We start from the raw sequence: 20,823 nt of genomic DNA, 5'->3' as shown, positions 1-20,823 counted from the left end.
ATGCTGCTTGACGAAAGTCCTTTAATCGTTCACTGTTCATTTAAGGAGTGGATAGGTTTTCTTTTTCACCCTCATTCTCTCCTGGCGCGGTGGCTTTAGTTCTTCTTTTGCCACCGTTCTCATCTTTGGTTAGTCTAAACTACAGTGACGACCCATCCAGTCGAATCTGTTGAACAAGCTTTACAAGTCATCCTGTGGTACCGCTGGCGTTGGTGGATTGAACAACTATTTGCCACGCTCAAACGCGATGGTTTAGATATTGAATCCACCCAACTAGAATCGATAGAGGCGATTCAACGCTTGACGATTTTAGGGCTAGGGGTGGCGCTGAAGACGCTTCAATTGGTGGAAGGCCGGGACAAACCAGACCTCGAAGCAACCCTGGCATTCACCTGCATAGCAGCAATCATTCCTGGAGCAATTAGAGCCAAAGCTAGAAGGCAGGACTAAAAAGTTGCAAAACCCTCACCCTAAACGCTCCTTACCCTGGGCAACTTGGCTGATTGCTAGATTGGGTGGATGGTCTGGCTATCAATCCCAGCGCCCCCCCGGAATTGCCACTCTCGTCCAGGGTTTGAGGAAATTTGAGTCCATCTTTTGGGGATGGCTGCTAGCTCAACCCTGACTTGTGTGTACACAGCAGGGCAAAGGGGGGGGGATGAATGCGAGTGAGTCGCCGATTGCCCGTCCGACAATCCCGACAATCGCTAGCTCTCGGAAAGACGACAGGCATGAGAAGACGAGCAAATTCATTGTCTTGCTATATTTTATCTGTGTTTTCCTGGATAAAACTATGTTATCATAGATCCATGATAGTTAGAGAAGCTAAGCTAAAATACGGTACAGCAGAGCAATATTCTGCCATTGATGACGCAATCCGAACGACCCAGTTCATTCGGAACAAAGCCCTTCGCTATTGGATGGATAATCAAGGTACGAGTAAAGCCGATCTGTACAGTATATGCAAAGACTTAGCCAAAGAGTTTGATTTTGCTAAAAAGCTCAACTCCGCAGCTAGACAGGCTAGTGCCGAACGTGCTTGGGCTGCTATCTCTAATTTCTATACTCGATGTAAAAAAGGTGCAGGCAAGAAAGGTTTTCCCAAGTTTAAAAAACATTGTCGCTCTGTTGAATACAAAGTTTCAGGCTGGAAACTATCCGATGATTGCAAATCGATCGCATTCACAGATGGCTTTGAGATCGGAACATTGTCGATATTCTGCAACAATGAAACACAGGAAGATTTGCATAGGTTAAAAATTAATCGCGTGCGGATTGTGCGTAGAGCAGATGGGTATTATGCCCAATTCTGTTTTGATGCCGACCGTAAAGAGCAAGGGGAATATTCGGGTAATGTTGTCGGGTTGGATCTAGGACTGAAGTTTTTCACCAAAGACCAAAATGATAATGCCGTGATATATCCGCAGTTCTTGAGAAAAGCCGCGCAGCGACTCAAGAAAGCCCAACGCCAATTAAGCAAGAAGTTTGTGAAGGGTGCTAAACCTCAATCAAAAAACTATCACAAAGCGCGAAAACGACTAGGCAAAATCCATCTGAAAATTCAACGCCAGCGGAAAGATTGGGCAATTAAACAAGCTCGAAACGTAGTGATATCTAACGATGTCGTGGTGTATGAAGATTTAAACATTGCAAACATGGTCAAGAATCAGCACGATTGCAAGTCAATTTCGGACGCTGGTTGGTATCAATACACTCAATGGTTGGACTACTACGGCAAGATTTGGGATAAAGTAGTTGTGTCAGTATCGCCAAACTATACGTCTGGCGATTGCTCTAATTGCGGTCATCGAGTGAAAAAATCTCTTAGCACTAGAACGCATTCATGTCCTAGTTGCAAGATTGAGATTTGTCGCGATACAAATGCGGCTTTAAATATCTTGCACAAAGGATTGAACATTCTCGGTGTTGAGTGGAATAAACACAGTACCTCTGGGCAAGAGGGATCTGCCGAGAAATCGGGAAAGCACGGGGAGAAGACCACCGCTGTTGCTGATAAGTAATTTGATCCAATAAGTGGACTTCGATGAACCGTGAATAAGAATCCCCCACTATAGCGGTAATCCGCGAGTGTGGTGGGAGTATGTCAATCCAGTCATCTATATTATAAAAATGCTGTAGCAGTTGCGTGCGTAAGCCCGCTTCAATCGGGGTAGCGTTCGATCGACAATTCAACTCGTGCGATCGCCAATCTAGCGCACTGAGCCTTAATCAATAATTATCAAACCAGAGCGAGCAAATCCTCTCTAAAGTTGGTTGAAAAAAAATTAAATTGAGTTAATACTTATCAAAATAAACAACTATCAATACTTAATAAACTAACCACAAGAGAGTTAAACCCATGTCAGAAAAGTATGTAGGATTAGATACAGAAGATTACGAGTCCCTCAAAAGCCAGGTAGAGACCCTCAAAGCGCGCGTTGCCGAACTAGAGTCGGCATCGAAACCCGAACCCGCTATAGTTGCCAAACAAAAGGCGCTATTTGCTGTAGTGACCAAAATTCGCGAGTCGTTAGACTTAGATATTATTTTTCAATCAACCGCTCGGGAAGTTCGCCAACTGCTGAATGCCGATCGAGTAGCAATATTTCGATTTTACCAGCAGTCAGGATTTGACGACGGGGAATTTGTGTCAGAAGACGTGATCCCAGAGTTTCATTCAGTAAAAGCTGTAAAGGTGCACGATCACTGCTTTGGCAAACAATATTCAATGCGGTATCAGCAAGGAAGAATTCAGGCAGTCAATGATATCAATCAAGCCGGATTGAGCGATTGCCATATAGCTGTTCTTGCTCAATTTAATGTCAAAGCAAACTTAATCGTACCTTTAATCAAAAGAAATAAACTTTGGGGATTGCTCTGCATTCACCAATGTCGCGCCCCACGCCAGTGGCAGCAAGATGAAATTGACTTTGCCAGTCAAATTGCGGTGCATTTGGGAGTAGCAATACAGCAAGCAAAACTTTTAGATGAAGCTCATAGGCGGTCAACAGCACTCCAGACTACTCTAGAGGAGCAATTGCGAAAACGGACAGAAGAGCTGGTTAAGGAAGCAGACCGAGAACGAGCCATAACTCGGATGATTGATAAGATCCGCCAAACCTTAGATATGGAAACAATTTTCCAGACAGCAGCGACAGAAGTTCGCAAACTTTTGAATGTCGATCGCATTGCCATTTATCAATTCCGTGAAGACTATTTCGGCGACTTTATCTTTGAATCTGAATCGGGAAACTGGCCGAAATTGGTAGGCAGCGGTTGGGAAGACCCCTACTTAAACGAACACCAAGGAGGTCGATTCCGGTGTGCGGAAACCTTTATTGCTGATGATATCTACAATGCCGGCCAGAGCGATTGTCACATAGAAGCTTTAGAATATTTTGGTGTCAAATCCTGTGCGGTAGTTGCGATTTTTAAAGGAGAGAAACTCTGGGGATTGCTCAGTGCCTTTCAACACACAGGTGCGCGTCACTGGGAAGACACAGAAGTAAAGTTACTGAATCAAATTGCCACTCATTTGGGCGTGGCTTTGCAGCAATCCGAGTACCTAGAACAAATACAGTTTCAAGCTAAACAGCAGGCGAAAGCAGCCGAACAGGAACGCACATTAACTAGAGTAATTGAACGGATTCGCCAGACGCTAAATATTGACAAAATATTTAGCGCAACAACTCAAGAAGTACGGCAAATTCTCAATTGCGATCGGGTTGGAGTTTACCGTTTTTTTCCAAACTGGAGCGGGGAATTTGTGTCGGAGTCGGTAGCAGAAGGTTGGATACCTTTAGTAACTGATAAAATTAAAACTGTCTGGCAAGATGATTATTTACAAAAAACTGAGGGTGGCAGGTATCGCCATCAAGAAATTTTTGTGGTTGATGACATCTATAAAATTGGTCACTCTCCATGTCATATCGAAATTCTGGAACAAATTCAAGCCAAAGCATATTGTGTAGCGCCTGTTTTTGTGGGGGAAAATCTCTGGGGTTTGCTAGCAGCTTACCAGAACTCGGGTTCCCGTGAGTGGGAAGCAGGAGAAGTGAGGTTGCTGGCTCAGGTTGGCAGTCAATTGGGAGTAGCGATGAACCAAGCAGAATTGCTCGATCGCACTAAAAAGCAGTCCTGGGAATTGCGGACGACTCTGGCTGATTTAAATGCGATCGTTGACAATTTGGCTGACGGGTTATTAGTCACTGACATTGAAGCTAAAATTACCAGGTTTAATCCGGCACTGCTGGCGATGTTTGAATTGAAAGATGTTGACCTGAAGGGGAAAAAAGTATCCGAAATCTTTCCTAAAAAATTAGCCCAATTGGTGGAGGCGACTGAACATAGAGAGGGAGAAATTGTGACGCTGGAAGTGGAACTAGAAAATTCTAGGATAGGTCAAGCTTTAGCGACAACTATTCTTAAAGAAGCGGTAAAAGACGAAGCAGATCGCTCTCTCGGTTCGGTGATTTTGATTCGAGATGTGACGGTGGAACGAGAAGTTGACAGAATGAAAACTGATTTTCTGGCTACAGTTTCTCACGAACTGCGGACGCCTTTAACTTCGGTTTTGGGTTTTGCTTCGCTGATCAAAGAAAAACTTGAAGAAGTGATTGTTCCCGGAGTCGCATCGGAAGACAAAAAAATTAAAAAAGCTTTAAATAAAGTTGCAGATAATATTAACATTATTGTGTCAGAAGCTGAACGGCTGACATCTTTAATTAATGATGTTTTGGATATTGCTAAGATGGAAGCGGGGCGAGTTGAATGGCAGTTACAGCCGACAAATCCAGTGCAAATCTTAAAACAGGCGATCGCCGCTACGTCATCTTTATTAGAAAAGAATAATTTAAAGTTGATTAAAGATTTTAGTCCCGGACTGCCACAGGTATTAGTAGACCGGGATCGCATGGTTCAAGTCGCGATCAATTTAATCTCGAATGCAGTCAAGTTCACAGAATCAGGTTCTGTCACCTGTCGGGCAAGAGTAGAGGGTGACGAGCTGGTTATTAGCATTATTGATACTGGCATCGGCATTGCACCAGAAGACCAAAGCAAAGTTTTTGAAAGATTTAAACAAGTGGGAGATATCCTGACCGAAAAGCCTAAAGGTACTGGATTGGGGCTGCCAATTTCTAAACAAATCGTTGAACACCACGGCGGTAGAATTTGGCTAGAAAGTGAGTTAGGCAAGGGCAGCACTTTTTTCTTTAGTATACCGCTAGTTAAAAATATTGAGTCGGTGGAAAAATGCAAAATTATCAATGATTTAATCGGGCAACTGAAACAGCAAGTGCTCAGCAGAACTCCGCTCGGCGTTAAAGGAGGCCAGCAACTTTTAGTTGTTGACAATGAGCCTAACATCCGAGATATGTTGAGGCAGTCACTGGAACAAGAAGGATATAAAGTCGCGGAGGCAATTAACGGTAGAGATGCTATTTCTCAGGCTAAAGCAGTCAAACCGGATCTGATTATTTTAGATGTAATGATGCCTCACATCGACGGTTTTGATGTGGCGGCAGTTCTCAAAAATGATCCAGAAACTCGGGGGATTCCGATTATCATCGTGTCCCTAATTCAAAACAGAGACAGGGGCTGGCGTTTGGGAGTTGACAGGTATTTTACCAAGCCTATAAATATAGCGGGACTGTTAAAGGAGATCGGCTTGCTGCTGCGACAAGGGATGTCTAATAAGACGGTGTTGGTCGTTGTTAACAATGCTTCTACTCTCAAAAATTTGTCGGCTGCGTTGCTTTTTCAGGGATATAATGTGATGGAGGCATCTGATGTTACAGAATGCCTGGATCGAGTGAGAGCGATCGAGCTGGATTTAATTATTATTGACGAAGCCTTATCTCAAGAGCAAGAATTAGTCAAAAAATTGCGCCTTACTAAGGGCTTGGAAAAAGTCTCCATAATTGTTTTGGGAGATATTGTAGAGGATAACGGGCTGAGCAAACACATTCATGGGAAATTGTTGTGAAAAAAGTTTTAATTGTGGATGACGAACCGAATATTCTGATTTTGATGGAGCAGGCTCTAGAAAAGTTGGAAGATGAGGATGATGTAGAGTTGCTGACTGCGAGAGATGGAGTTGAGGCGTTAAACAGAATTAAGGAAGAAAAGCCGGATTTGGTTTTTCTCGATGTGATGATGCCGAAAATGAGCGGGTTAGAGGTATGCAATACGGTTAAAAATGAACTAGGTATGGAGGACGTTTACATTATTATGTTGACAGCTAAGGGACAAGAATATGATAAGCAAAGCGGTATGGCTGTGGGGGCAAATCTTTATATGACTAAACCTTTTCGCCCGAAAGAAGTGCTGGTCAAAGCTAGGGAAATTCTGGGTTTGACGGCACAGATGTAGCGAGAGGTATACAATCAATTCACAAGAATATTTTTTGGTTTTTGGTGGTTGCTAGCCTGCCCAAAAACGGATACAATCCCCCGGCTATAGTCGTGGATGCTCCAAAAGTTTTAGACTAAGTTTCAAGCTCGCAGAGTTATCTGCGCTCGTAAATCTAAAATCTAAAATCTCTATCCTCAAATCGGCTGACTGGTTACAAACGAATGAATAATGATAGATCGCTCACTGATGATTAATAGCAAAGTAAATGGTTCGTATCAATCTCAAAAAATTGATTTCTAAAAAAGATTTGCGGGCGATTCTTGAGGGCGCGCTCGGTGTTTTAGATACTCCTAGCGCTATTCGGAATGCTGAAGGGTCTATTTTATTTGGCGAAGATTGTCAGACCTACTTCAATACTTATCCTATCATCCTAGCCGATGAAGTTATCGGTTACGTAACAGGAAGTCAAAAAGCAGCATTTATTGCAGATATGCTGAGTTATGCTGCCAGCGCCGACTTGGATATAAGAACTCTGGCTGTTGATACTTTAGATAAGTACGAAGAAGTTAATTTTTTGTACGATTTTTCAAGCAAAATATCTACTTGTTTGGGTGTTTGTGAAGTCAGTCAATTGGTGGTAACTGAAGCGAAAAAGTTGATTGAGTCTACCAATATTTCAGTGATGCTAATGAATAAAAAGACAGGAAAACTGGAGATTGTTTCTGCTCGGGGTAAAGAGTACAACCATAAAACAAAAATCGGTTCCAATATGGGGATAGCAGGTCATATTTTTGTTTCTGGTAAAGCTGAAATAGTCAATGATGTATTGTCCGATCCGAGATATGTTATGGGAGAAAATGAGATGCGTTCTATGATTTGTGCACCTCTAACAACTCAGAACGGTACAATCGGCGTTATCAATATTAGTCATAACGAACTTGTCAACTATACGGCACAGGATTTAAAATTATTTACGGCTTTGGCATCGCAAGCGGCGGCGGCGATCGAGAATGCGCTTTTACATGAAAGTAAATTGAAGGAAGAACGAATTAAAAATAATTTGGAAAGATACCTTTCTCCCCAGGTGGTGCGAGCAGTTATCGAAGCTAAAGGAGATATTTCTCTGAATCCAACTAAGCGCAATTTAACGGTGCTTTTTTCGGATATTAGAGATTTTACTACTAAGTGTGAAGAACTGCCGGCTGAGAAAATAGTGATGTATTTAAATGAGTATTTCACGGAGATGGTAGAGGTGATTTTTAGTCATGAAGGTACTGTGAATAAGTTTGTGGGAGATATGATTGTGGCAATGTTTGGAGCGCCTTCGGAAGTGGTCGATCGCGAAAGGAAGGCGATCGAAACTGCGATCGATATGCAGCGCCGCATTAGGAGGATGTCTGTGCCTTGGATTGCGGATAATTTTCTGACTGGTATTGGTATTAGTTCGGGGGAGGTTGTTGTTGGTAATATTGGTTCGCCACAGCACATGGATTATACTGCGATCGGGGATGAGGTGAATATTGCATCTAGGTTGCAGTCAATGGCTGAGGGAGGACAAATTTTGGTGAGCGACAGTGTTTACAGCGCTACTCAAGATATATTTGAATTTAGGAAAATTGGCTCTGTGATAGTTAAAGGTAAGAAAAAAGCTATCGAAACTTTTGAGGTAATTTATCAAAAGTGAAGTTCGGCAAAGGATTGTGTAACGGATGTAACGGATTTAACGGATGTAAGAAGCAAGAATTAAGAAGCACTTTGGCATTGGGTTAGGAGTTAGGAGTTATTAATCATTAGTCAGATGGCAGAATCTAGAGGGAAAACAATCGATTTTTGCACTCTTGCTTGTTTATTTGCTAAGCTAGAGGTTGCGCTGTCTCAATAAACCTTATATTTATGCACAGGTTATTAACTGGGAAACTGCGAGTAGACTGTTTAACTATACCGATCGCAAATCTTCCTGCAAATCTATCGGGTACTAAAATTGTACAGCTTACGGACTTTCACTATGATGGGGAGCGGCTGTCGGAATGGTTGCTAGAAGAGGCGATTGTGGCGGCTAATGAAGCGGAACCAGACTTAATTTTTTTAACCGGAGATTTTATTACCTACGATCCGGCGCCTATTTACGGCTTGGTGCAGCGATTGAAAAATTTGCAAAGTCGGGTGGGAATTTACGCTGTTTTGGGCAATCACGATCACTATTATCCAGGGGCAAAGATTAAGGTTGCTAATGCTTTGAATAATGCAGGGATTCGGGTTTTGTACAATGAAGCGATTTATCCTTTGGGATCTGAATTGGCTTTAGTTGGGTTTGCCGATTTTTGGTCTGGCGATTTTGCACCTGCGCCTGTAATGGCATCAATCAATCCGGCAATTCCTCGGATTGTATTGTCTCACAATCCTGATACTGCTGAACACCTGCAACAGTGGCGGATTGATTTGCAGTTTTCGGGGCACACTCATGGGGGTCAAATTGTGATTCCTGGTATCGGGCCTTTGTATGCTTGGGTGAGAAAAATTGGTTATTTGATTCCTGAAGGAATCCGAAAATTTGTTCCTTTTGTGTCGGCTTGCGATCGAGTAGTTCGTCACTGGGAATGGGCTAGCGGTTTGCATCGGGTTGGGAGTAATTGGTTGTACGTGAATCGCGGTTTGGGTACTTATGCGCCGGGGAGGTTGTTTTGTCCGCCGGAGGTGACGGTAATTACTTTGGTTTGTCAAGATATGTAGGGATTGCTTTAGGGTGTGAAGGAAGAATGCTTCGGATGGAAGATGGAACCGCGAAGACGCAAAGGACACGAAGGAAGATGAAAGATGAGCAGAATTCCTATTATTAAGTGGGTTCTGCAAAGCGATAGCCTCTGGCGTAAAAGGAAGAATGCTTCGGATGGAAGATGGAACCGCGAAGGCGCAAAGGACACGAAGGAAGATGGAAGATGAGCAGAATTCCTATTATTAACTGGGTTCTGCAAAGCGATAGCCTCTGCCGTAGACTGTGTGAATTAGGACGGATTCGCTCGGTGCTTCTATTTTGCGGCGCAGGAGGCGAATTTGAGCTGCTAATACGTTGCTGCTGGGTTTTTCGGCTTCACTCCACAGGTATTGGTGGATTTGTTCGTGTGTTAGTATTTGACCGGGATGTCGCATTAGGTATTCTAATAGTTGACATTCTTTTTCTGATAGGTCAATTGTTCGATCGCCCCGATAGGCTATTTGATTGTCGTAGTCTAGCTGTAAATCTGCAATTTGCAGGCGCCCGACAGCCACTTCGGGGTCAAAAGTAGGGGGCCGCCGCAGTAGGGCGCGGACTCTGGCTAGGAGCTCTCGCAGTTCAAAAGGCTTGACTAGATAGTCGTCTGCGCCTGCGTCGAGTCCCTGTACGCGATCGTCTAGGGTGTCTTTGGCGGTGAGAAATAGGACTGGGGTATTCCGTCCTTGCGATCGCAATTGCTGACAAATTGCTAATCCGGTTTGTCTCGGAAGCATCCAATCCAAAATTAGCAAATCGTAATTTCCCTGCATTGCTAAATTGCTGCCATTTGCGCCGTCAAATGCGACATCAACGGTATAACCTTCGCGGGTTAAAACTCGACTCAAAGGGTCAGTCAACTCAACTTCATCATCAACTAAAAGAATCCGCATCCTGATTTTAGGTTTTAGACTTTTGATTTGAGCATGAATTACACAAAACTTGCAAACAAGCAGGTTTTTTAGGGGGAAATCCCCCGTGGTTGCCATCTGTGGTGAGGTGGCGATCGCGACCTGTTGAGGTTTAGTAAACTGATTTTTGCTACATTTTAAAATGTGCAATACTTTCCGATTCGCTGTAAGCTGCTGCTAGCCATTCCTGCATTGCAGGTAGTGCCAACAGCGCATCAGCATAAGCTTGTGCTTGTGCATCTAATTTGACTTCGTAGGTGACAAAACGCATGACAACGGGGGCAAACATGGCGTCAGCAATTGTGAATTGTCCGAACAGCATATCGCCACTTGTGCCAAATGTTTGGCGGCATTCGCGCCAAATGGCAAAGATGCGATCGATCTCTGCTTCGACACCGGGGGTCATTCCTTCTCCCGGATAGCGGTTGCGGCAGTCCATCGGCATATTTTCGCGGAGATTTTGGAAGCCTGCGTGCATTTCGGCGCAGATGGAACGGGCGATCGCCCGTTGCGCTACATCCGCCGGCCATAAATCATTTGCAAAGCGTTCTGCAACATACTCGCAAATTGCTAAAGATTCCCACACTTTCAAGTCGCCATCAATTAAAACTGGTACCTTTCCCGAGGGAGAATAGCGCCGAATTTCCCCATGGGTTGTCGGCCCGTCTAGGGGGATTCTGACTTCGGCAAAATCTAGTCCAGCTTGTTTCATCGCCAGCCAAGGACGCAGTGACCAAGACGAATAATTTTTGTTGCCGATTACCAGAGTCAATTTGGTCATATTTTTACTTTCAGCTATCATCTATTTAGCAGACAATCCTTAATAAAATCCGATTTAACTCAGCCTCAATACAATATATTATACACAAACACAATTATTAGCAATACCTGAACTTATTTTGATATTTGAACAATTTGTGCTATTGTGGTTGAGGAAAAAGCTGTTTCCGCTCGGGCAGCGCCGATTCCGCATCCCAAATTCAGCAATTTAGAATTTCAAATCTATATGATTACCGTAGCACTTCCCAAAGGCGGACTGTTAGGAGATAGCATTCGACTGTTTAAATCCGTTGGATTAGACTTCAGTGCTTTTCTCGATTCCTCTAACCGCCAACTTCAAATTTATGACACTACCGGAACGGCAAAAGCTTTGCTGGTAAGGACGCACGACGTGCCGGTTTATGTGGAATACGGTCAAGCTGATTTGGGCGTTGCGGGTTATGATGTTTTGCGGGAAAAAACTCCGAAAGTTGCAAATTTAATTGATTTACAATTTGGCAAGTGTCGGCTATCCGTGGCGGTGAAGGAATCTAGTTCTTACAGGCGCAGTGTGGATTTGCCTCCTCACGGTAGAGTTGCTTCTAAGTTCGTGCACTGTGCGAGGGAATATTTTCATAATTTGAATTTGCCGGTGGAAATTGTGCCTCTCTACGGTTCTGTGGAGTTGGGGCCGATTACGGGTATGTCGGAGGCGATTGTGGATTTGGTTTCGACTGGCAAAACTTTGCGAGAAAATGGTTTGGTGGAAATTGATGTTTTGTTTCAAAGTTCGGCTTATTTGATCGGTCATCCTTTGAGTTATCGTTTGAATTCTGGCGGGGTTAATGAGTTGATTGGGAAGTTGAGAGAGCAGGTTTTGACAACTGTTTAAGTACGTTGTTGCGCTTGGGCGCTCTTTGCTTTATGAAAGAGCGCTGAAGCGCAACTACGTACCTTTTTACCTTTATTAATGTGACAATTACGTCCTGGATTGAGAATGTTCTCATAGGTTCGTAGTGAGGACTTTAGTCCTGATTTGGGCTGAGAGAGAGGACTGAAGTCCTCACTACGAACCAGTTTTATTTAGCTGATTTCTGAGCTGCTATTTGCGGGTATAAGACCTAGTTTTTCCTGACATCTATCTATATAAAAACGGGCCACTGTATCAGCCGGGTTTTGTTCGATTAGTTGCTGAAAATATCCCAAGGCGGCGACAAATCTTTCGGATTGCCATCCTTGAATTCCTTTGTCAAATAAAGCTTGGGTAAGCTGTTTGGCTTCAGAGTCGGGACTGGAGGCTGGCCAGATTTCGTAGATTTCAATAGCTTGCTGTTTGCCGCGCGGCGTTACTCGATCGATCCAGCGATAATAATAGTTGTTGCTGGGCGAATGGCTGTCTGCTGCTGTTGGGCGAGAAGCAGAAATCATACTCTCCGGTGTTTCCACTTCCAAGTCGCACTTTAATAATAGACTTTCTTTTGAGCTTGAGTTCGGATGTATGTTATTTATGAATTCTCTCGCATGAACGATCGCATTTTCGCTAACAATTATTTGGCAACCATATATTTTGGTTAAATTTTCTAACCGAGAAGCTGTATTTACCACATCGCCGATGACTGTGGAGTCCATCCGGCGATCGGAACCCAAGGTGCCTATCATGCCGATACCTGTGTTAATTCCCGTACCAATATTGACGGGATATTCTAAATTGTATTTGTGGCGATCGGCATTAAATTCATGCAAACTTTCTTGCATGGCTACTGCGGCTTCGATCGCATTTATAGCGTGAGAATGCGGTTGGTCAAATACTGCCATGATGGCATCGCCGAGGTATTTGTCAATAAACCCGGCGTGGGAGGTGATGCAATCGTTCATTTTCGTAAAAAAAGCGTTCAACCATTCAAAGGTTTCGCGTGCTTCTTGAGATTCGGCGATCGCCGTAAACCCGCGAATGTCGCAAAATAAAATAGTCAGCTCTTCTTCTGTGACATTGCCCAACTGAATTGATTCTATCCCTTTCGGCGCAATTCGTTCGAGAAGCTGCTCCGGCACAAATAGGTGAAATTTTTCGGAAAGATATTCGTTGGCCTCCCAGGCGGCGGCAATTTGGCGCTTGCTTTGCTCTTTTACCTGCTGGTTGAATTGGGAAGATACAGCTTGCGATCGCATTTGGCTCAACTGCAAAATATTTTCAACTTTCGCCAGCAGCAAGCGACTGTTAAAAGGTTTCGTTAAATAATCGTCGGCCATAATTTCTAACCCTCTGAGGCGAGAGGTATCGTCATCGAGGGCAGTCAAAAAAATTACCGGTACAGTTTGCAATGCGGTATCATTCCGCAGGATCTCGCACACATCAAAACCGTTCAGATCCGGCATCATAATATCTAGTAAAATTAAATCCGGTCGAGATACACGGGCGAGGAAGAGCGCTTCATCGCCAGATAGCGCTGATACTGTTGTGTATCCTTTTAGTTGCAATAACTCTTCCAGTAAAATTAGATTAGCTGGCTCGTCATCAACCAACATGATGCAGGGCGACTTGTTTGACATGGAATATGATATAATAAATTGAATTTAGCTCGGGACTTTCGCGCGAGCAGCTCGAAACCTGGTTGATTCATATATTTCTCGTTATTAAACTCGATATTTTTGGCAGGAACCGGGTTTCTGAGGCAAGTGCGCGCAAGTCCTACAGACATTTATCTACTATTGAGTCTAACGTTTTCAGTTATAAATTGTAATAAATGGCACTGCTGGAACTGCAAATAATTATTATTAGTTGAGAAAAGAACGGACTGTAGCGATCGCCAAATTCAGATCCAGCGGCTTGCTCAAATAAGCCGAAGCACCAGCTTCCAAACATCGATCGCAATCGCCAGCCATCGCCATCGCCGTCACCGCAATCATCGGTACCGACTCCCAGACAGGATTTGCTTTGACTCGGCGCATCAACTCAAAGCCGTCAACATCGGGTAACTGAATGTCCATCAAAATCAAATCCGGCAGCAACTCCGGGGCAGTAGAGGCGGCAAGGATGCGATCGAGCATTGCCGAACCATCCTCCAGAATCTCTACGCTGTAGCCCTCCAATTCCATCACCTCTGAAATTAACATTTGGTTAAAAGGCTGGTCTTCCACCACCAGAATCCGCTTGCTGCCAAGTGGTAGTGCGATCGCAGAAGCAGGAACTAACTTAGCATCCAAAGCACAAGCAGCAAAGCTACCCAACTCGTGACGCATCTCCGTCAAAGGCAGCCAAACGCGGAACAAACTGCCGCGATCGCAAATAGATTGAAAAGAAACAGTTCCGCCGTGCAATTCCGCCAGACGCTTAGTCAAAGCCAAACCCAAACCCGTACCTTCGTGGCGCCTAGTCAGGGAAGAATCCACCTGTTGAAAAGGTCGGAATAGCAAGTGCCAGCGATCCTGAGGAATGCCGATACCCGAGTCTTTCACCTCAAGACAAAAGTAAGGAGTGCTGGCATTTACAGGAGAACAATCAGGGCGGTAATCGCCATTAATTTCATTGCCGTAGGCCAGACGCCCGCTGAGTTTAACTTGTCCCCGTTCCGGGGTAAATTTGATAGCATTGGAAAGTAAATTAATCACAATTTGTCGCACTCGCCGTTCGTCGAGCAAAACTTTAGTAATGCGGTAGTCTAGTTCTAAAGACAAAGCAATTCGCTTTTTGTCTGCCCGCGGCTGAATCATTTTCAGACAGTCTGTCGCAAGTTCGTGAACGCGAACCGGCTGTAAATTGAGTTCTACTTTTCCTGCTTCAATTTTAGAAAGATCGAGAATATCGTTAATTAGCTGCAACAAGTGCTGACCGCTTTTTTCGATCAGTTCTACATAGTTGATTTGTCGATCGCTCAACTGGCCCGATGTTTGGCGCAGCAGCAAGTCTGAAAAGCCGAGAATGCTGTTGAGAGGCGTCCGCAATTCGTGGGACATCGAGGCTAAAAACTCAGATTTTAACTGAGAAGAATACTCTAATTGTTCGTTAACTTGGCGGAGGTTTTCTTGTGTCTGAGCCCGCTCGATCGCCGCCCCCAGAGTCCGACAAGCAGCCGCGAGCACTTCTTGGTGAAGGGAAGCTTGCAGTTTTTTGACGTTGCGCGACTCCAGCGTCAGCACTCCGATGATTGTACCGTCAGTAGATGCGATCGGAAAAATGCCCAATTGTCCGATTCCCGGATGCCGAAATTGCGGCACAGCATTGGGATGTTCGGCATAATCATCGACAAACAAAGCTTTACCAGTTTCCACCACTTCCCACAGCAAACCGGTGCCGTAGGGAATGCCTTTGTCGAGCAATTCTTGCATTCCAGCGGCGACTGGTTCCCCGTAACTAGCCAGAAATTGAGTAGAAACTTGGTTGGAAATCGCCGCCGCTTGCCGGTCTTTTCCCTTACCGCTAATCACTTTCACGTCTCCGAAAGCAGCATTCGTCGCTTCTACCAGATAGCTAAGGGCAAACTGACCTATTTCTTGCAAACTGTGAGAGTTTTGCAGGCGTTCAGTTAAGCCTAAAAGAAATGTCAGGCGCCTGACTTCTGCGTTCAAGCTAGCTTGGGAGTTTTGGTATACAGTAACGTCTCGAAAGGTAAACAGCCGCCCGCCGCTGTTGGTAATTGTGGCGAAGACTTCCAAACAAACGGCATTGGATTGCTCGAAATAGAATGATAAACTTTCATCCTGAGATTTTTGTAGCGCTTCCTGAAACTCTTCCCACTGCTGAAGCGACAAGTAACCGCGATCGACAATTTCGGCAAACAACAAGTCGCACTTAGGCTTGGTTGCCAGCCATTCTGGGGACAGTCCCCAAGTCTCGGCCAATTTTTTGTTAAACAAAACTAAGCTGTCAGACGAGTCGAAAAGAGCGATCGCATTATCTACTTGGTTGAGTATCAGTTCTTGGTCTGCCCTGAACTGCTGCAAGTCTATCTCCATTTTGTCTGTGTCTGTAGCTCTTAGTTTTGTTGTCATAACTGTCTACTGATATGCCAAAAGTTATTTTATTACCCCTTACTTAATTTGACATATTTTTAGGATTTTGGGCAGTGAGGGCGATGGCTTACGCCCCGCTTCGCTACGACCGGCCTTGCGATCTGAGACACTTGCTGGCGACGGGCGAGGGGAACGGTTTTTCTAGTACATCGGCTACAATAATAGATCGAGCAGTTTTCAATCCTCTAGGACTTACGCATTGACAAAATAACGAAACAGTGCATTGATAAATATGGGTCGTCTACTTTCTAGGTATCGGACAATGAGAAAAATAACTAAACCCTCGACAGCAAAATGTAATATAGACACTTACACGTTATTTTTGATGTCAGAACCAAAGTTGGGAGGGCGTAATAGGCGATCGGAGATATTAGGAAATGTTTCACATGACAGTATTAATCGATTTTTGTTAAGAGAGAGATACGAACCCAAAGATTTATTCAACACAATACAGAAAATAATAAATCTAGAAGGAGGGATACCGAGTGTAGACGATACAGTCATAGAAAAAATTTACAGTAACCCCAAAAATGCCGAATTAATTAGTTATTTTTGGTCAGGCAAAGCCCACAAAACTATTATTGGCTGAAATTTAATCACCCTATATTACAGCGACATCAATGGTAATTCAGTCCCAATAAATTACAGAATATATGACAAAAAGGAGGGAAAAACCAAAAACGATTATTTTAGAGAAATGGTGAGCGAAATAATAAGCTGGGGAGTCAAGCCAAGAATAGTAACAGGAGATAGTTGGTATTCAGGAGTGGAAAATTTAAAATTTCTAAAAAACCAGAAATTGGGTTTTCTCTTCGGAATTTAAAAAAACAGGACAGTATCAAATGAGCCACGTAATTATTGCCAGGTAAGCACTCTGGAAATTCCCGAGTCAGGATTGATAACTCATTTAAAAGAATTTGGATTTATAAAGTTGTTTAGAAAAAGCTTCAAAAAAGAGGCGTCTAGACACTATATTTTCTATTTGCCTGAGTCAGAAAAAATGGCTGAGATCGCAAGAGATGAATTCCTCACAATTCATGATACTCATTGGGAAATTGAAACCTTTCATAGAGCTATCTCTCCAAGTATGTGGAATTTGTCGTTTCATGGTGAGAGACACCTCTGCAATCAAAACTCATATATTTTGTTCACTTCAAGCATTTGTAAAATTGGAGTTTATGCGGTCTGAAAAAATAATTAGTAACTGGTATGAAGTCCAAAGGAATTTATTCACTTCAGTTATACGTGAGCATATTTTGGCAAACCGATTCAGTGATGGTATCGTCTAGAATACATAGATGATAGTTTTTGTCAATGCGTAAGTCCTATTATTCTGAGAAAAGTAGCCAGTAAGTTAGGTGTAAACCTTGACCAACTGGGTAGACGGGTTTTGACGACCGTAGCGAGAGTTAGACTTTGGGTATTACCCAAGCCTACTTTGTCCGCAGAATCTCAGCGTATGAAAGACCTGAGAGTGTCAACAACCGAGTTATAACGGAAAATCAAAGCTTGATGGCGATATATCTGTGCAGCAACCGGGTTTGTGAGACGGGATGCGATCGTTAATAGTTAAATTTTTGTGTTTGAATATTAAGGTTTGTAATTTTCAAATTGTTTATGACAGTCGATCGCAACTCTCTTTTATTTGACAATATAGCTAGCACTGCCAGCTCTTCTGGGACTGCCAACCTCGACGAGGAAGGGGGGACACCGCCGCCGAGCCAAGGCAGCCGGATCGCAAGTTCGGTGCTGTCTCCGGCGGTGCAGTTATTGCTGCGATCGCAAGTTCAGCAAGTTGACGACTTGAAGGTGAAAATTGAGGGGAGCGATCGACAAATTTTCAGCGGTACGATCCCCAAAGTAACGGCAGCCGCTCGCGGTGCAGTGTATAAAGGATTACACCTAACAGAGGTTGCTCTAGAGGGCTGTGGCATTCGCATCAACCTAGGTCAAGCTCTCAAAGGCAAACCGCTGCGCCTCCTCGAATCCGTTCCCGTGACGGGCGTTTTGAGGCTCAATCAAGCGGATTTGAATGCGTCTCTAAAAGCGCCTTTGCTGGCGGATGCTTTGAGTGAATTTTTGCTGCCAATGTTACCGCTGACGGATAGCGAAAAATCTCTGAAATTGCAAGATTCTCAGATAAAAATTGAGGCGGGGAATTTGACGCTGGCGGCGACTATTTTGTGCGATGGGGGTACGCAAATTCCTGTTGTATTGCGGACTGGTTTGCGGATTGCTAGCGGTCGCGAATTGATGTTTGAATCACCAGAAATCGAAGTCGATGGAGAATTAAAGAGTAGTGATTTCAATGATTTTAAAATTGATTTCGGAGAGGAAGTTGCAATTGATGAGTTAATTTTGAGTCCGGGGGAGATTGTTTGTCGGGGCGGAATTAGAGTTTTGCCTTAGTTAGTTAACTGTTGATTGTTGATTGTTGATTGTTGATTGTTGATTGTTGATTGTTGACTGTTGACTGTTGACTGTTGACTGTTGTTTGTTGTCTGTTGGCTGTAACCTTGTTCCCAGGAAGAGCCTGGGAACACATACCCGGAGGCTCTGCCTCCAAATTCCTATGCCCTATGCCCTATGCCCTATGCCCTATGCCCTATGCCCTATGCCCAATTCCCAATTCCCAATTACCGACTAAGTGACATCCTCCCGACGCTGATGCTACGCATACAGTGCGGGCTTCCCAAGATCGCTCTTGGAATCTTCGAGCTTCATCGCCAGTTGTCTAGACACTGTTTCCAATGCCCCCGATACCTCGGCTCCACTCGCAATTTCAACACCCGATAGACCACGGGCGCAAATCACTTGACCTGCTGCAACATCTCTTGGCTTGACCGACCCACACTCATGACAGTCATGAATCCGCACACTCAGATCCTTTTTCACCTTGGCTCCGCAGTCAGGGCAAGTTTGAGACGTGCCGTTCGGGTCAACCTTGCCATAGTAAACACCGCGCTTGAAACAAACCCACGGCAGCACTTGATTCACAAATTGACCCAACCCTGCATCCAGAGTATGTTTCCCCAACATGCCTTTTGCCATGATTCGGAAATCCAAATCTTCGACAAAAATCATGCCCGCACGGTTGCAAAGATGATGAGCAAGCTTGAACTGCCAATCCAATCGACTCTCAGCAATTTGTTCGTGAACCTTGCCTATTTTCTGAATCAGCTTAGATCGAGTGTTAGACCGTTTCTGTTTCCGCTTCAAACAGCGTTGCAGCAATTCCAGCTTGCGATGCAGTTTGTCAAAGAAACGCGGCCTAGCGACTTGTTCGCCATCACTGGTAGACAGAAAATAACTCAGCCCCACATCAATCCCGATTGCATTGCCATGAGGTGGCACATCAGGAACGGTGACATCGCACTGAAGACAAAGGGTGACATACCAACCGGAATGTTTACGAATAACCCGAACCGTTTTGACCTCAAATCCGTCGGGAATTTGACGATGCAAAACAATGGTCATCTCCCCAATCTTGGGAAGCTTGATTTTGCTCCCATTGACCGGACTGTCTTTGAATTGAGGGAACAAGAACGAACGGTATTGACCAAACTTCTTGAACCGAGGGAATCCATACCCCCGCGCTTTCATTGCCACAAAAGCAGCATCAACCCGCCTCAATGGTTCTTGAATTACCTGAGACTGAACATCTTTGAGATGGGGCAACTTAGCTTTGATTGCTGTCAGCGCATTTTGCTGCTTGTAGTAATCAGGATAAGGAACCTCAGCACCAATAAGTAGTCGAACGAAATTAATTACACAAATCATATAATATGATATACTAAAATTATTAAGTTTTATTTAGAGAGGTTTGATATGTTTTTACTTCGAGATATTAATCCACTTTCGTTAAAATTACTAAACCGAATTTATCGCGAAAGTAGACATCATCAAGTACGTCAAAGAGCACATTTTTTAATTTTAGCTTCACAAAATATCGAAAATAAAAACTTGATGAAAATTTTTAAAATTAGTTATAAAACTATGTATAATTGGTTGAATCGATGGGAAAATGAGGGAATGCTCGGATTATATAATAAGCCAGGTATAGGTAGAAAAGAAACATTTAATTCTGCACAATCAGATCAAATTAAAGACTGGGTAAAATTACAACCAAAACAATTAAAACAAGTAGTACAAAAAATCAAAAAAGAATGGTGTATTAATACAAGTACGGAAACAATTAAGAGAATAATTAAAAAAAAAATATGAGTTGGCATAGGATGCGTCGAGGTGTTGGCGGCAAGCCAGACCCCATAGAATATAAGGAAAAAAAAGAAAAATTGTCAGAATTAAAAAAACTAGAAGATGAGGGAGAAATTGATTTATACTATTTGGATGAATCCGGATTTTGTGGCATCCCTTGTGTTCCTTATGGATGGCAAGATATTGGCGAATATTTATCAATTGATAGTCGTAAAACTAAGCGCTTAAATGTCTTGGGAATTATGAATCGACAAAATATTCTTCACGCTTATGTTTCAGAGCAGACCATTAATTCTGATGTAATCATAGCCTGCATAGATACCTTCTTTCCTGTGGTAGAGCGACCAACATTTATTGTGGTAGATCAAGCTTCTATTCATACTAGTAGTGCCATTTTTGATAAACTTGAAGAATGGAAAGAACGCGGTATAACTATATTTGAATTACCGACTTATTCACCTGAATTGAATTTAATTGAGATTTTGTGGCGGTTTATCAAATATACATGGCTCGAAATAGATGCTTACTCTAGCTGGCAATCTCTTGTTTCATCTGTAGAAAAAATTCTTAAAGAGTTTGGAGATAATTATGTAATTAATTTTGCTTAACTACTTAATGTACTCAGACACCAAAGAGCAAGAATTGATGTCGCACTTCCGAGACTTGATCCAGTCTTTGCGCTCACCCAAAGCGTAGTTATAACCCACATTCCGCACCCCCAACTGGCACATAGGGGGATTGAGGGGGGAAAAGTGAATCATCCGAGACAAAAATGAGTAGAAATACTCAATTATCTCGGTGACTCAACATCACCCAGTAGTC

The 20,823-nt window shown here is 43.5% G+C and carries 13 protein-coding genes and 2 pseudogenes; 10 read left to right on the top strand and 5 right to left on the bottom strand.

Translation table 11 applies throughout. The features are described 5' to 3' along the window. Nucleotides 1-144: 144 nt before the first annotated feature. From QZ938_RS30220 to QZ938_RS30195, 6 genes and pseudogenes are all read left to right on the top strand, one after another. Nucleotides 145-625 (top strand): annotated as a pseudogene (locus tag QZ938_RS30220) (IS4 family transposase); the annotation flags it as partial. A 184-nt stretch (nucleotides 626-809) separates the two neighbouring features. Further along, nucleotides 810-2,021 carry a transposase gene (locus QZ938_RS30215; protein ID WP_293355656.1) on the top strand — a complete coding sequence of 404 codons (1,212 nt, stop codon included), beginning with the start codon at nucleotides 810-812 and terminating at the stop codon, nucleotides 2,019-2,021. A gap of 338 nt (nucleotides 2,022-2,359) precedes the next feature. Beyond that, nucleotides 2,360-5,986 carry a GAF domain-containing protein gene (locus QZ938_RS30210; protein WP_293157642.1) on the top strand — a complete coding sequence of 1,209 codons (3,627 nt, stop codon included), beginning with the start codon at nucleotides 2,360-2,362 and terminating at the stop codon, nucleotides 5,984-5,986. Next, nucleotides 5,977-6,372, top strand: coding sequence for a response regulator (locus QZ938_RS30205; protein ID WP_293157660.1), 396 nt, complete (start codon nucleotides 5,977-5,979; stop codon nucleotides 6,370-6,372). The genes QZ938_RS30210 and QZ938_RS30205 overlap by 10 nt, the downstream gene beginning before the upstream one ends. A gap of 247 nt (nucleotides 6,373-6,619) precedes the next feature. Next, nucleotides 6,620-8,038, top strand: a complete 1,419-nt coding sequence (locus QZ938_RS30200; RefSeq protein ID WP_293157645.1) for an adenylate/guanylate cyclase domain-containing protein — start codon at nucleotides 6,620-6,622, stop codon at nucleotides 8,036-8,038. A gap of 209 nt (nucleotides 8,039-8,247) precedes the next feature. Beyond that, the gene (locus QZ938_RS30195) at nucleotides 8,248-9,084 is read left to right on the top strand and encodes a metallophosphoesterase (protein ID WP_293157648.1); all 837 of its coding nucleotides are present in this window, start codon (nucleotides 8,248-8,250) and stop codon (nucleotides 9,082-9,084) included. A 225-nt stretch (nucleotides 9,085-9,309) separates the two neighbouring features. Here the strand turns inward: QZ938_RS30195 and rppA are convergent, their stop codons facing one another. Both rppA and QZ938_RS30185 read right to left on the bottom strand, forming a co-directional pair. After that, nucleotides 9,310-9,996 carry a two-component system response regulator RppA gene (gene rppA, locus QZ938_RS30190; RefSeq protein WP_293342111.1) on the bottom strand — a complete coding sequence of 229 codons (687 nt, stop codon included), beginning with the start codon at nucleotides 9,994-9,996 and terminating at the stop codon, nucleotides 9,310-9,312. 148 nt (nucleotides 9,997-10,144) lie between these two features. After that, a complete protein-coding gene (locus QZ938_RS30185) occupies nucleotides 10,145-10,795 on the bottom strand; it encodes a glutathione S-transferase family protein (RefSeq protein WP_293355659.1) in 651 nt (216 codons plus the stop codon). 225 nt (nucleotides 10,796-11,020) lie between these two features. On the opposite strand from QZ938_RS30185, the gene hisG reads away from it, so the two are divergent. Beyond that, nucleotides 11,021-11,665 carry an ATP phosphoribosyltransferase gene (gene hisG, locus QZ938_RS30180; RefSeq protein WP_293157666.1) on the top strand — a complete coding sequence of 215 codons (645 nt, stop codon included), beginning with the start codon at nucleotides 11,021-11,023 and terminating at the stop codon, nucleotides 11,663-11,665. Nucleotides 11,666-11,856: 191 nt separating this feature from the next. On the opposite strand, the gene QZ938_RS30175 is transcribed toward hisG, so the two are convergent. Together QZ938_RS30175 and QZ938_RS30170 are read right to left on the bottom strand one after the other, a co-directional pair. Further along, nucleotides 11,857-13,323, bottom strand: coding sequence for a response regulator (locus QZ938_RS30175; protein WP_293355662.1), 1,467 nt, complete (start codon nucleotides 13,321-13,323; stop codon nucleotides 11,857-11,859). Nucleotides 13,324-13,548: 225 nt separating this feature from the next. After that, nucleotides 13,549-15,762, bottom strand: coding sequence for an ATP-binding protein (locus QZ938_RS30170; RefSeq protein WP_293355665.1), 2,214 nt, complete (start codon nucleotides 15,760-15,762; stop codon nucleotides 13,549-13,551). Nucleotides 15,763-16,105: 343 nt separating this feature from the next. Between QZ938_RS30170 and QZ938_RS30165 the strand changes: the two are divergent. Both QZ938_RS30165 and QZ938_RS30160 read left to right on the top strand, forming a co-directional pair. Further along, a pseudogene (locus QZ938_RS30165) lies at nucleotides 16,106-17,072 on the top strand (transposase). A gap of 328 nt (nucleotides 17,073-17,400) precedes the next feature. Then, the gene (locus tag QZ938_RS30160) at nucleotides 17,401-18,192 is read left to right on the top strand and encodes a DUF2993 domain-containing protein (protein ID WP_293355668.1); all 792 of its coding nucleotides are present in this window, start codon (nucleotides 17,401-17,403) and stop codon (nucleotides 18,190-18,192) included. Nucleotides 18,193-18,453: 261 nt separating this feature from the next. On the opposite strand, the gene QZ938_RS30155 is transcribed toward QZ938_RS30160, so the two are convergent. Then, complete coding sequence (locus QZ938_RS30155) at nucleotides 18,454-19,563, bottom strand: transposase (protein ID WP_293355671.1); 1,110 nt, start codon at nucleotides 19,561-19,563, stop codon at nucleotides 18,454-18,456. A 48-nt stretch (nucleotides 19,564-19,611) separates the two neighbouring features. On the opposite strand from QZ938_RS30155, the gene QZ938_RS30150 reads away from it, so the two are divergent. Then, a protein-coding gene (locus QZ938_RS30150) for an IS630 family transposase (RefSeq protein ID WP_293355674.1) occupies nucleotides 19,612-20,609 on the top strand; the annotation gives its coding sequence in 2 pieces (ribosomal slippage) (nucleotides 19,612-19,999 and nucleotides 19,999-20,609; 999 coding nt in all). The last annotated feature ends 214 nt before the right edge of the window (nucleotides 20,610-20,823 follow it).

Origin of the sequence: Microcoleus sp. CAWBG27 (assembly GCF_020883145.1) — a bacterium.
GTDB lineage: Bacteria > Cyanobacteriota > Cyanobacteriia > Cyanobacteriales > Microcoleaceae > Microcoleus.
Note: the sequence above shows the minus strand (reverse complement) of the source record. Positions and strands in the feature narration are given on the sequence as shown.